This window comes from Cupriavidus sp. SK-3 (genome assembly GCF_000611145.1).
Lineage (GTDB): Bacteria > Pseudomonadota > Gammaproteobacteria > Burkholderiales > Burkholderiaceae > Cupriavidus.
In genome coordinates, this window is sequence record NZ_JFJV02000265.1 from 259 (window position 1) to 13,121 (window position 12,863).

Here is a 12,863-nt window from a genome sequence, read left to right on the forward strand (position 1 = left end):
CGGACATGGAGGCGTTCGGCCTCAGGCTAGCCAGCCGCCGACATATCTGGGAACTCGGCCCCGTCAGCCTCGTGATCAAGCAGGAGAGCACGGCGCTGAGAGCGATCAAGACGCTGCTGGGCTACAACCGTGTGCTCAGTGACGCTCTGCTGGCCCGAGTCGATGAAGAGGACGACGTTGTCGTCATCCGCGAGGAATTGATATTGGGCAAGTCGGTCCCGACGCGCCAGGCGATGGAGCTGACGGTCGGCGTGATGTTCCAGGTGCTGCGCGACCTTCTGGGCCCCAAATGGGAGCCTCGTCTGGTTTGCTTCACCCATAGGCCGCCACGGGATCTGAGCTTTCACCGTTCCTTCCTCGGCAAGCGCCTCGAGTTCAACGGCGCCTTCAACGGAATCGTCTGCGCAGCAAGCGACATGACCCGTACACTGACCTCGACGCAGACCGGGCTCGCTAGTTTCGCGCGCCGCTTCATGGACTCCTCGCTCAGCCAACGCAAGCAGGGGTGCAGGGAAACCGTACGCCACCTGATCGCGGCCTTATTGGGCAGCGGCCGTTGCACGGTCGACAAGGTTGCGCAGCACCTGGGTGTCAGTCGGCAGACCCTGCACCGGCAACTGAGCCTGGAGGGTGAGCAGTTCAAGTCGGTGCTGAATTCCGTCCGCCGCGAGCGGGCGCTGACGCTGCGCGACGACAGCGACCATTCGCTGGATGACGCGGCCTCGATGCTCGGTTTCTCCTCAGCCAGCGCCTTTGCGCACTGGTTCCAGGCCAGCTTTGGCACCAGCTTCATCCAATCGCGGCGCGCGCGCCAGCGTGAGACAAAAGAACAAGTCCATGTGACCGCTGATCAATAGCTGCCAACCGGCTAATCGTCATAATTTCGCTTGTCGCGGGAAACTGCAAACTGAAGGAGGCAAGAGCATGGCACGCATGAGGATGGTCGATACGGACACCGTGGACCCGGAACTGAAGGACGTCTTCGAGAAGATGAAGCAGCAAGGCACTGTGCTGAACGTCTGGCGGATGATGGCCTGGTCCCCCGCGCTCGCCAAGGCCTGGGCGCCTTGCTCGCGCGGCCTTCGCAACGACCTGTCTGTCTCGCGCAAGCTGCGCGAGCTGCTGATCGTGCAGATCGCCTTGCGGCACGAATCCAGGTACGAATATGGACACCACGTGCACATGGCGCGGGCCGAAGGCGTCACGCCGGCGCAGCTGGCCGCATTGCCGGACGGGCGAGATGGCGCGTTGTTCGACGCTGACGAAGCCCTGGTGCTACAGCTCGCGGACGACCTGACGCATGCCAGCGGCGCGAGCGCAGCAACCGTGAACGCCTTGCTGGAGCGCTTCGGAGAGAAGCACCTGATGGAGCTGCTCGCGACCGGCGCGTTCTATTGTGCGGTAGCGCGCATCGTCAACTCGCTGGATTGCGAACTTGAACCTGAAGCCGGCTGAGTTGCTTGCCGGCGCGGGCGCGGCAGGAAATAAGTGGTCTTGCCGGCCTTGTCCACGGCCCGGTAGAGGTACTCATCCGGCGCGATAGTTCAGGCGAACGGAAGTCAAGCCGCTCAACCGCTACCATTTTGGGGCGGTGGCGCAGGATGGCCACCCGCAGCGTACCCGCATGCGCTCGACCAGCCGATCATAGCGGGCGCTGCGGGCCTTCAGGCCGATTCGCCGGCGATTCGCAGTCCGAGTCGAGATCTGCCGATCGAACTTGACGAGCCGCGCCATGAACGTCTGTCCGAGCAAGTCACCTTCGGAGGTAGAAAGCAGATTCTTGATGCCCACGTCGAGCCCGAGCACCACCATCCTGGGCTTGTATTTGGACTCCACGTCAACTCGCTAGTGTGTGAGAGGTTGATCTGGCAGAAATTCTTCCACTCGCCCTGGCGGTTCTCGAACCAGGTGTTGGTCTGCACCGGCAGGTGGATGGGCTTGCCAGCTGACAGCGTGGACAGCTTCACCCACCAGTCAAACTTGCCAGGCTCCTTTGCCTTCTCGATGACGGCAACCTTGTGATCGCGCGCCATATTGGCGCGACGCAGAAATCGGCTCGTGCAAAACTTTGGACGGCGTCAGTTCAAGAATGCGCTGGAGGCGTATTCAGAGCAGTATGGGTTCACTGTCTCGGACGTAAATCTGGCTTACACCAGTCAGACGTGCCACCGCTGTGGCTACGTGGACAAGAAAAATCGTAACGGGAATGCCTTCAAGTGTTTGTGCTGTGGTCACACAGCACACGCGGACGGCAACGCAGCACGCAACCACGTCGCTCGGGCGCGGGATACGGTCGGACGGTGAGCCCCACAATAGTGGTGCCACCACCTTACTAAAGTAAGGATTGTCCAACATTGCTTGGCACGGCGTGCTACCCCGCCGTTCTCGACCCTCGCCAGCGATCAGCCGGCGACGAATCTCTCTCCGAAAGGCGACCATTCGCTCCCCGGTCAGGAAACGTGTGACCAACTGCTCGCTCTTTCGAGCGGTCACTCTCAGAAAACTGACTGACCAGATCCGAAAATCCAGTCACGTTTTGCTGTGTGAGCACTGATAACTTTTGAGCCAAAAGACCGAAGTCTTTCGCAACCGTTATCAAGTGCCCACACTTATCGGTTGTTTGGTTGTTAAAGAAGCCACCCTTTCGGGTCACGTTCATCGGCTTTGCCGTTTGCGTTGCCGCGTCAGCAGCAGATCCCAGATGCTCCGGTAATGGTGACGTCAACTCGTGCTGAACGCAGATGTATTACGCCACAGTACCAAGACGACGCCCTCGCTGTCCGAAATGCAGCCACACTCGCGACCCGAGGATCTTCGGATCGACACCAGACCCGTGCCTGTCGATCAGACCCGCTCCATCGCTATTCCGAATGATTCGGGGGAACTCCAGGGCACCATGCATGCGTCCCGCTCGCCGGTTTGCATCTGCCGGGTTAACTGCCGACGCATGGAGTCGCACGCGGACTTCGCCCGGGGGTCGGTTGCAGCTGGGAGGCAAATGGCCGAATGCCAATGCCTCTTCGGCCCGCCCTCGTCTCTCGTACCAGATCGCCTTCAGCATGGCTGTTCATTGTTGTAGTCCCCAGCCTTGTCAAGCTCGGCTGCCACGAGGCCAAAGTGATGCCAGGGGACCAATCGAGAATTCGATTTTCCCCTTTGCACAGAACAGCCGCGCAAATTCGAAGACGAGCGCGGCCTCTCGCCCTTGCGGGGCGATTGCGCGTCGACCGTTCCCGGAGCTTTAATTTGCTGCAGGCCTGCATGGAAAGCATTTCGGATGACAGGACCGCTTCAAGATGTCCTGACAGGGTCGGTTGCTCCCGCTCCGCAGCCCGATCACTATCAGATCCACTGTCAAATCGCGTCTGGTCTCGTTCACGTCGCTACCAGCAAGCCGTCATCAACGTGTTGCGCAGCATAGTTCGCTAGTCGATCTGGATCCCTGCATCGGTTGCGATCTTCGACCATAGCTGCAGATCGCGGCTGACCATCTCGCGGAACTGCTCCGGGGTCTTCGCAGGTGGCGGCTCGAAGTTCATGGTTTTCATCGTGGCAGCCAGATCAGGAGACTTCTGGACCTTGTTGATTTCATCAGCCAGCCTCTTCAGGATCGCCGGGTTGGTGCCCGCCGGTGCGAAGACGCCGAACCAGCCCACCGCATCGAACTTGTAGCCCTGTTCACTCATGGTCTTGACATCGGGCAACTGCGGTGCGCGCACATTGCCTGCAATGGCAATGGCGCGGACCTTGCCGGAGCGCAGGAAGGGAATGGGCGCGCCCGGATCGGTCCAGCCGATTTTCACGACACCTGAAGCGAGGTCGGTCAACAGCTGATTCGAAGTCCGATATGGAACGTGATCGGTCTTCATGCCGGTCTGCTTCTTGAGCCATTCCATCGTCAGCTGCCCGGAAGATCCCGTGGACCAGGTGGCGTAGCCATACTTGTCCGGATTCGCCTTCACGAACTGGATCAGCTCCGGCAGGTTGCGAACCGGCAGATCGTTGCTCACCAGCAGCACCACCCCGCCCTCCGCAGTCTCCGCGATCGGCACAAGGCTCTTCTTCGGATCGTAGGGGATGGTCTTCAGCACGGCCGGGGCGATGACCATGTTCGATGCCGTGGTGTAAAGCAGCGTGTACCCGTCGGACGGTGCCCTGACAACGACGCTTGTCCCGACGACTCCGCTGCCACCCGGCCGGTTGTCAACGACGACCGGTTGCTTCAAGGAAACCGACAGGCGTTGCGCCAGCAGGCGTGCCAGAGAATCGGTGCCTGATCCTGCGGATGACGCTACGACCATCTGAATCGGGCGCGCGGGCCAGGCATCCTCCGCCCGCACCGGCGCGGAAGCGCACAACGCCGCAAGCGCTGCCGTGCCCAGCGCGGCCGCAAGCAGCTTTTGCATTTGAAATGTCATTGTCACCCTCCATATAATTTTGTTGGCGATCGCTCTACCTGCGTCCGTTCCAGGTGCATCGCTCTGGCAGCGAGGCAACGCTACTAACTACAAAGGCCACGCAGCCCGATGCGGTACCTGACGCGAAGCGCGGTGCAAAAAGGCTGCGTGAACCGTTGCCAGACCTCAGGCCGGCAGATTTTCTTGCTTGCGCAGGAATCCCTGGTGGCCACCATTACGATTGGGCGCGAAGCCATTGGCCTGGAGCGTTTCTTCCACGGTGTCATAGAACACGCCAAGCTTCAGGATCTCTCGCGTCTGCTGCGCCGTCGCGATGGGGCGACCGAATTCGCGCGCAATGCGCACCAGTTGCTTGATCTGCTCGACCGAACTCATCTTGCCCGTACGGGTCTGGTTCCAGAGCACATCCTCGATGCCGCATCGCACATGCAGGCCCAGGGCCATGCCAATCATATTGATGGGCAGCACATTGAGTACCGAGCTTTCCACCGTGACCACGGCACCATCGGGTACCGCACGCAGCATATTGGCCAGGTTGTAGATATTGGCCTGGTCCATGCCACCGCTGATCGCCACCCAGTTCATCACCAGAGGGCCCTTGTAGACGCCACGGCGAATCATGCGCTCGATGGTTTCGAAGCTGTTGATGTTGTAGACCTGGAACTCGCTCTGGATGCCGGCGGCCGTGAGGCGTCGGATGTGTTCCTCGGCCCAACTCGGATTCGAGGGCACGATCATGTCCTTGTATGTGTCGTACAGATGCGGGAATCCGCGCGACACGCCCTTGAAATCATCCAGGCCGGCATGCTCCGTCACGTTCATCTGCGTCGTGTTGACGGTTACCGTGACCTGATCGGGCTTCGGATCGAGTTCGGCCAGCATGTGCCGCGTGTCGTCGCTCAGCCATTTGGCGGCCTGGCCCTCTTCGGGCGCGAAGCTGATGGAGCCTCCCACCTGAATCACCATGTCGGGCACGGCGGCGCGCACCCCGGCGATCAGTTCGTTGAACATGGACAGACGCTTGCTCCCCTTGCCATCGGCTTCACGGACATGCAGATGCAGGACCCGGGCACCGGCCTCATAGCAATCCACCGCCTTCTGGATCTGTTCCTCCATGGTGACAGGGATATCCTCCGGGAAGTCCGCGGGAATCCAGCCCGGCGCATACGGAGCGGCAGTAATGATCAGCGGCTGCTGGTTCTCGGGATACAGGTGGCCGTCAAGGAAGTTCATGGTGATGGGTCTCCAGGATGAATAGTGAATATTGAGAATGTCGAACCATATGAGAGCGTTTCCCGGGGGGGAGAACCGTCAAATCACAAAGATGGACGAGCCCGTGGTCTTTCGAGACTCGAGGTCGCGGTGTGCCTGCACGGCATCCTCCAGCCCATAGCGCTGATTGATCTCGATGCGGATGCGGCCTGCCGCCACATGGCCGAACAGTTCATCGACCAGTTCCGCCTTTTCGGCAGGATCGGCGATATAGTCGGCAAGGCCCGGACGCGTCAGGTATGCCGAGCCTTTGCGTGCCAGGATTGCCGGATCGAACCCGGTGACCGGGCCGGAGGCGAACCCCACGCACACCAGCAGGCCACGACGCTTGAGCGAGTCGAGCGAGGCCATGAAGGTGTCCTTGCCCACGCTGTCGAACACCACGGACACGCCCACGCCATCCGTCAGTTCCCGCACGCGCTTGGCTACGTCCTCATGGCTGTAGTTGATCGTGTAATCGCAGCCATGGGCGCGCGCCACTTCGGCCTTGGCATCGGTAGACACCGTTCCGATCACGGTCAGCCCGAGCAGCTTGGCCCATTGCGAAATGATCAGACCGACACCACCCGCCGCGGCATGCAGCAGAATGGTGTCGCCCGCCTTGAACGGGTAGATCCGGCGCAACAGGTAGGAGGCTGACAAGCCCCGCATGGTCATCGCCGCGGCGACTTCGCAACTGATTGCCTCCGGCAGCTTGATCAGCGGCGCGGCAGAGATCAGCCGCTCCGTGCTGTACGCGCCCAACGTATTGGTGAAGCCCGTATAGGTCACGCTGTCGCCGACCGCCAGATGGGTGACGCCGGCCCCGACGGCTTCGATCACGCCGGCGGCTTCGTTGCCGATGCCGCTGGGAAGCGGAACCTGATAAGTGCCGCTGCGGAAGTAGGTGTCGGCAAAATTCAGTCCTACGGCCACGTGACGGACGCGGACCTCTCCCGGCCCCGGCTCGCCAACGGTGGCGTTCTCGAAACGAAGGACCTCGGGCCCGCCCGTTTCGTGAATCCTAACGACTTTCGCCATGACGTCTCCTGTTCGTGTATCGGATATGAAAGTGCACCTGCGGCTTGCCGATTGGCTCGCCAAGAGGGACAACCTGTGTGGCGAATCATCAGGCCGGGCATGGCTTTGCGCTTTCCCGTATGCGTCTTACGCTTTCCCTTTTGTGACAAGAATCTGCGGTGCCCTCTCACGTTGGCGTCGGCAACGCGCAAGGGTGTAGTCGCGAACTGGCGCCACATACCGTGGATTGACTTTGGGAGGGGAGAATTCGCCCCAGGCCGAGAAGCGAGGGATGAGGTAAGTCCGGTGGCTCACGGAAGCCGGCCATTTGTCTGGCAGCTGCTGCCCGCGACCGCTGAGCGGTTGCCGGACTCGCCCGTTACCGGCACACGTATGTGCTGCCGCCGACGCCCGACGAAGAGCGCCCCTGCTGCTACCGGCGATCGGCCGACTGGGACGGTTTTGTCCGGAAATCGATCCTCGGTTTGGTTACTTGAGCATCGATGCCGATGTCCGGTGTAGGCATTCTGATGCCCGGCCCTGGTGCTGAAAATGGTTGCACCTGCAAGCATCCTGGCCGCGTGATCCATTGCGCGCCCTGTCAGAGGACAAGCGACTCCGCTAGTCTCTACCTCGGCTCAAAGTCGATCGTCAGTCATGTTCGAGCTGTCCTGCAAGAGCTGCCTGCTTGCGGGTGAGTGGCGCCTGGCCAAGGGGGCGAAAGATTTGCGCCGCTGCCAGTTCGCGCTTGTCGGGCTCCTTTTTCATCGAAAGCCCCGGAGGATTTTTCCTCGCCTTACATTAGGCGATTTTTGGCCGTTTCGGCGTAGTCTCAAGAATGTTGGGCGTTCTCGCCGCTGCCGTTGCCTCTCAGCAACTGTCGAAAAGCGTACTTTTTGAGGAATTTCGCTTAGAAATCAAAGAGTCGTAGCGATATGCTTGCTCTTACACATGGTGTTCATGGCCCGCACGAACCTTGTTCTTCAACATCATCCGTGGGCTGCGCACCAGCATTCACCACGCGCGTTCGGTTCGCCGAGCTGGCCGGCATCCGGGCGATGACGAAACGGTGAAGCTCTATCAATAGCATCGCGACCCACGACGAGGCGCTGTGCCAACTATTGGGCTCGGTTCGCGCCAATCCTGTATCGGGCAACCAGGTATCTAGCAATCTGGTTACGGATTTCCGCCATGCGGTCTGTCTCAGCATCGGATGACTTGGTATGGTGCCGCCATCAGATTAATGTCGCAGGGTATTGAATCGTCGCCAAGATGCTGGACAACACAAATGGCGCAAGTTGCTGGGCGTTCGGCCGTCGTGATTGCGCCGTGATGGCGTTTTTGCCGCGCATAACACGATTGGGGGATAGTCGGAATGGAGACTCATATTCATACTCGCCAACGGCAGTCCGACTGCCGAACCGTGGTTGACTCCAAAGGCCACCCGGCCCTGTGGGGATCTTTACACGGCATAACAATTAAAAAGGCGACAGCACGCCTTGATGAAGTCGCGCAAAAAAACATCCGGCTAAACGCCGAAGCGAGAGGGGTCAAAATGAGAGGCATTTCCATTCGCGCTGCCGTCACCGGCCAGGCGCCACAGATTATCAGCATCCTCGAACAATGCGGGCTTGATGCTTCGGCCCTCAATCTATTTGCAACTACATTCCATATCGCCGTCACCGAATCCTTGATCGTCGGTTGTGCTGGCGTGGAACGCCATGGTGACACCGCAATCATCGGGCCCGTTGCCGTGCTTGCCGATTACCGCGACCGAGGTATCGCTTCGTCTCTGGTGCAAGCTGCGCTCATGCGCGCCCGGGCAGGAGGCTGTCGACAAGCGGTGATGTTAGCGATGCGCTTTGCGACTTACTTTAGTCGTCACGGGTTTACGTTGATGCCGCGCCGCGCGCTACCGGCAGAGGTACAAGCGTCGCAGGCATATCAATGGCAGGCCAATCCGTCCGATGTCTGCATGAAATACGACCTGATCTCCGGCTGACGTCCCGTCTTACGGTCACTTCCGACCCGCGTCGGGCCGGGGAGCGCCGTGATCGACGCATGGAGGCTCTCCGATAGTCTCAGTACGCAATGCTCGCACTTCCTGCCGGATTTGCCCACCCGGTTTTTTGGCGACTCCCTTGAGCGAACGAAGTCCATCTTGGTCTCCTCCGAATGCTCACTGCAGGAAGGCAAAGCTGGTGGGTGTCGCCCCCGGTCGGGGACACTCTCCCCCAACCCGGTTCCGCTCTCCCGAACCCCGCTCTTCCCCAGGGTGTGGGGACTTTACTTCTGGGGAACCAGAACTTTCAGACACCCGACACGGGGGTGCGTCGGGAGAAAGCCTCGAAATGACACATATTTCCAGAAGTAATAAGGAACGTGACTTTTATGCGCACGACGTCAACTGCTCGAGCGCGCGCTCGGCGCAGCTAGCGGTACTGCCCCGGCTGCTGGAGCAATCGGAGTGACAGCGAGGCGCGCCCTGCATCCATCAATGGATCCCCCCTTCCGGCGCCCGATAGAGAAGGCGATTGATGGTCATCAACGGGCAGCCGCGACGTCGCCAAACGCGCCGATCGGGGCCCTCGGCCAATCCGCATCCGTCCGATCCGGCATAATGCGCGGCGCACCATGGCGCTACGGGATTAAACTAAGTGATGCAAATGAAGCCAGACATCTCTCGCGAAGAGACCTCACAAAGCACGGACGGGAGCGACGACTGCCCCTTGCGCTGGTTCGACGCGGATCGCGGTGCATTCGAATCGCTCGAGCGATTGATCGCCGAGCATCCGGCGGAATTCTTTGCGGGCGAGCGTTTTGATCCGGTTGGCGCGTGCGCCACACGCGAGGCGGTGTTCGCGTCGGTTGAGCTGCCCGAGACGCCGACATCGCCGCAAGCGCATGCCGATCATCTGCTCAACGACGTGTTTCGGCACGTGATGCCCGTGGCATCGCCCACTTTCGTCGGACACATGACGTCGTCGCTGCCGTCGTTCATGCCCTCGCTCGCCAAGGTGGTGGCAGCGCTGAACCAGAACGTCGTGAAGCTCGAGACGTCGGGCGCGCTGACAGGCCTCGAGCGCCAGGTCATCGGCATGCTGCACAAGCTGGTGTTTGCCCAGGACAGCGCGTTCTATGCGAGATGGCTGCACGATGCCGACCACGCGCTCGGCGCGATCTGTTCTGGCGGCACGGTCGCCAACCTCACCGCGCTATGGGCGAGCCGCAACAACCTGCTGGGCGCGCGTGATGGCTTCGCCGGCATCCATCGCGCCGGACTGGTGGCTGCGCTACGCCATTACGGCCATGACGGGCTTGCAATCGTCGTCTCGGAGCGCGGGCACTACTCGTTGCGAAAGGCAGCCGATGTCCTTGGCATCGGGCGAGACAATCTCGTGCCGGTCGGGGTCGATGCAGACGGTCGCATGCGCATCGACCTGCTGCGCGACACCATGCGTGACCTGCAGCAGCGCAACATCCGGCCGATGGCGATCGTCGGCATAGCGGGAACGACGGAGACGGGCGCGGTCGATCCGCTCGACGCGATTGCGGATGTTGCTCAGGAGACCGGCTGCCATTTCCACGTGGATGCCGCATGGGGCGGCGCAACATTGCTGTCTGAGCGCGAGCGCTGGCGCTTCGCGGGCATCGAGCGTGCTGATTCCGTCGTCATCGATGCGCACAAACAGTTCTACGTGCCGATGGGTGCCGGCATGGTGCTATTCCGGAGCCCGGCGTGGACGCAGGAAATCATCCAGCATGCGAACTACATCGTGCGCAAGGGCTCGGTGGACCTGGGGCGCCATACGCTTGAAGGATCGCGCGGCGCGGCGGCAGTCATGCTCTATGCGAACCTTCATCTGCTCGGTCGCAAGGGGTTGGCGCAGTTGATCGATCGTAGCATCGATAACGCCCGCTACTTTGCATCCCTGATTGCGCAGCAGCCGGATTTCGAACTCGACAGCCACCCGCAGCTTTGCATCCTGACCTATCGCCATGTACCCGAGACCGTGCGTGCCGCGCTGGCAACGGCTTCGGCCGACAGGCGCGAGAAGATCCTGGACGCGCTGGATGCGCTGACCATCAGCATTCAGGAAATGCAGCGCGATGCCGGCCGCTCGTTCGTATCGCGCACGCAGTTGATGTCGACACAGTGGGGCGGCCGCCCGATTGCCGTTTTCCGCGTGGTACTGGCCAACCCGGATACGACGCATGCCATCCTGCGGGACATCCTCGACGAACAGCGCGCGCTGGCGGCGGTCAGCCCATGCATGGCGCCGCTGATGGCGCTGGTGGGGGCGCCGGACGCCGCGTGAGGCATTTGCAGCTGGCGGGCGTCATTCGTCGACCGTGTGTCGCCGGTAACGGTCCGCCGAGTACCGTCATTGACTGACTCGTAGATTCGGTGGGCTCTTCGGCGGATTGCGCATTGCCGCGACCTCCGGCATCTGTGGGGCATTAGCAAAGCGCGTCTATCCAACGAGAGATCAGGATTGTGATTCCTGTCGTCAGGGTTCGAGTCCCATCAGCCACCACAACGATTCTTTACTTATCAAGAGCTTACGGAAAACATCCCGTTTCATGATGCGCAACTTCCAACGAGATTGGGAGTTTTCCAACGGCGTACCGCTCAGTCGCGCCGTTTTGCCATGGGCTGCAATAATGCCTTGAGGTAAGCGGCAATGAATTCCGAACACCTTCGCGCGGGCTCAAATCCCGGCTCATTCCAGCAATGCGCGAATGAGTTTCTGCACGAGTTGTTCATGTTGCTCCAGCGCCTCATCAAGCGTGCGGGCTCCATAGCTCTCGTTTTCTTCCGCCATCTTCCCAACAACGCGAGTCACGAACAGCGGTGTGTCCCTCGGTGCTCGCTCGGACACCCCGCGGAAGCGAGTAGTGACCATGACTCCGCAGTCTTCCATCAGCGTGCGGCGGAAGATCAGTTCGTTTTCAGCCATCCAACGCGACCACTCGGCCTGGTCCAACACCTGGACAGGCCGGTTCTTCGCATCCAGGATATAGAAACGACTCCATCTGGGTGATACCGATCGGGATCTCATAGGAGGATGATCAGAGTGCGTTGCAGCCCGTCAATACTGAATGGTCTCCCTTAAGGGTAGTGGAGAACGTGCGCCCACCGATAAGTCGATCCCATGCCCTGGGCACGGAAACGGATGATTTGTGATGATGCCGTGGCTGGAATGGGATGACCGGCTAACATGTCGCGATCCGGAGGTGGCGCGGAGCTTTGTCGCACTGCCGTCGGCGAATGCAGGCCATCGCGAAGCTGCAAAAGCGCTACCGGCAAACCCGCTTGGCTAGCAGAGGCTGGCGATACGTTGATGCTGTCGACCACCGGTTCGGGTGCAGCCTGTGGCCCTATCGGTAGCTCAGCACCCGGAGGCAGCGTGAATCTAATCGTAGGTTTCCCAGAAGAGCCCTCGCGCGAGGTCTCGCTCGAACTCGACTGTCCAGGACGTGCCGTGTCCGACCGTGTAGGCCTGACGGGCGCCAGTAAGATTTGCAGCCACGGCCACCCGACGAGTACTGTGGCTTACGCCTTCCTCGTGAGGGCCGCCCTCATCAAAGGCGACCGTGAATTCTTCGCGGATCCGGCCATGCTTCTTGCATGCCGACTCGAAGTCCTTTTGCTCGTGCAGCGGTAGTTCTTCGAAGACCTTCTGACCCATGATATCTCCCGGCAACTCTTACTCTGGAACCCCAAAGATGACGTTCACCGCGGCCCTGCCCGCGACCTCCGCGACGAGATGCCCCCAGCGACGGGCGAATGCCCGCCATCGACCTTGATTCACTTGCCAACTGCCGCCGCGCCAGATGGCTTCACGGACCTACGATTTGGAACAAGACATCGAATATGTCCTCAGCGGCGCTGACCAAGTCAACGCCGCTCGCGAACGCGCGATATTCGGTAAAGCGATTCATGAGACTCTACTCATTTCTGAGATCCATCCCAAGGCCGCCCGCCAACTCACAGTCAATGACACCGGCTGCATATGCGAAAAGCCATGCTTCCGCTTCCTCGGCCGTCTTGGGTGGCTGAGTCCAGTCCGGCGTAAATCGAACTCCGACACTCTGATCCGGACCCGAAATCTGCACCCGGCCAAAGTGTCCGCCAGAATTGACGCCATCGGGCATGACGCCATCGGGCAT

At 60.6% G+C, this 12,863-nt stretch carries 13 protein-coding genes; 6 read left to right on the forward strand and 7 right to left on the reverse strand.

The features are described from left to right. Both CF70_RS28790 and CF70_RS28795 read left to right on the forward strand, forming a co-directional pair. Window positions 1–857: AraC family transcriptional regulator (locus CF70_RS28790; protein WP_081862402.1), on the forward strand; the 857-nt coding region annotated here is incomplete at its 5' end. A 67-nt stretch (window positions 858–924) separates the two neighbouring features. Then, a complete protein-coding gene (locus CF70_RS28795; RefSeq protein WP_035873427.1) occupies window positions 925–1,455 on the forward strand; it encodes a carboxymuconolactone decarboxylase family protein in 531 nt (176 codons plus the stop codon). A 120-nt stretch (window positions 1,456–1,575) separates the two neighbouring features. On the opposite strand, the gene CF70_RS28800 is transcribed toward CF70_RS28795, so the two are convergent. Beyond that, a complete protein-coding gene (locus CF70_RS28800; RefSeq protein WP_152561945.1) occupies window positions 1,576–1,836 on the reverse strand; it encodes a hypothetical protein in 261 nt (86 codons plus the stop codon). A gap of 222 nt (window positions 1,837–2,058) precedes the next feature. Here CF70_RS28800 and CF70_RS39090 point away from each other — a divergent pair, with 222 nt between their 5' ends. Continuing rightward, the gene (locus tag CF70_RS39090) at window positions 2,059–2,304 is read left to right on the forward strand and encodes a zinc ribbon domain-containing protein (protein ID WP_160172306.1); all 246 of its coding nucleotides are present in this window, start codon (window positions 2,059–2,061) and stop codon (window positions 2,302–2,304) included. A gap of 442 nt (window positions 2,305–2,746) precedes the next feature. On the opposite strand, the gene CF70_RS39095 is transcribed toward CF70_RS39090, so the two are convergent. From CF70_RS39095 to CF70_RS28815, 4 genes are all read right to left on the reverse strand, one after another. Beyond that, complete coding sequence (locus CF70_RS39095; RefSeq protein ID WP_414629484.1) at window positions 2,747–3,061, reverse strand: alcohol dehydrogenase catalytic domain-containing protein; 315 nt, start codon at window positions 3,059–3,061, stop codon at window positions 2,747–2,749. A 364-nt stretch (window positions 3,062–3,425) separates the two neighbouring features. Beyond that, entirely contained in the window at window positions 3,426–4,418 is a 993-nt protein-coding gene (locus CF70_RS28805) for a Bug family tripartite tricarboxylate transporter substrate binding protein (protein ID WP_035873436.1), read from the reverse strand. Window positions 4,419–4,583: 165 nt separating this feature from the next. Beyond that, window positions 4,584–5,651 carry a 3-keto-5-aminohexanoate cleavage protein gene (locus tag CF70_RS28810; protein WP_035873442.1) on the reverse strand — a complete coding sequence of 356 codons (1,068 nt, stop codon included), beginning with the start codon at window positions 5,649–5,651 and terminating at the stop codon, window positions 4,584–4,586. 78 nt (window positions 5,652–5,729) lie between these two features. After that, window positions 5,730–6,710: a quinone oxidoreductase family protein gene (locus CF70_RS28815; protein ID WP_035873447.1), complete on the reverse strand. Its 981-nt coding sequence runs from the start codon at window positions 6,708–6,710 to the stop codon at window positions 5,730–5,732. 1,354 nt (window positions 6,711–8,064) lie between these two features. On the opposite strand from CF70_RS28815, the gene CF70_RS28820 reads away from it, so the two are divergent. Together CF70_RS28820 and panP are read left to right on the forward strand one after the other, a co-directional pair. After that, window positions 8,065–8,691, forward strand: a complete 627-nt coding sequence (locus CF70_RS28820) for a GNAT family N-acetyltransferase (RefSeq protein ID WP_081862404.1) — start codon at window positions 8,065–8,067, stop codon at window positions 8,689–8,691. A 664-nt stretch (window positions 8,692–9,355) separates the two neighbouring features. After that, a complete protein-coding gene (gene panP, locus CF70_RS28825) occupies window positions 9,356–11,008 on the forward strand; it encodes a pyridoxal-dependent aspartate 1-decarboxylase PanP (protein WP_035873457.1) in 1,653 nt (550 codons plus the stop codon). Between the two features lie 405 nt (window positions 11,009–11,413). Here panP and CF70_RS28830 read toward each other — a convergent pair whose 3' ends face one another. Both CF70_RS28830 and CF70_RS28840 read right to left on the reverse strand, forming a co-directional pair. Next, window positions 11,414–11,752 carry a hypothetical protein gene (locus CF70_RS28830; RefSeq protein WP_035873460.1) on the reverse strand — a complete coding sequence of 113 codons (339 nt, stop codon included), beginning with the start codon at window positions 11,750–11,752 and terminating at the stop codon, window positions 11,414–11,416. 354 nt (window positions 11,753–12,106) lie between these two features. Then, window positions 12,107–12,382, reverse strand: coding sequence for a hypothetical protein (locus CF70_RS28840; RefSeq protein WP_035873472.1), 276 nt, complete (start codon window positions 12,380–12,382; stop codon window positions 12,107–12,109). Between the two features lie 166 nt (window positions 12,383–12,548). On the opposite strand from CF70_RS28840, the gene CF70_RS38360 reads away from it, so the two are divergent. Beyond that, the coding region (locus CF70_RS38360) for a hypothetical protein (protein WP_235185246.1) at window positions 12,549–12,863 on the forward strand (315 nt) is incomplete at its 3' end.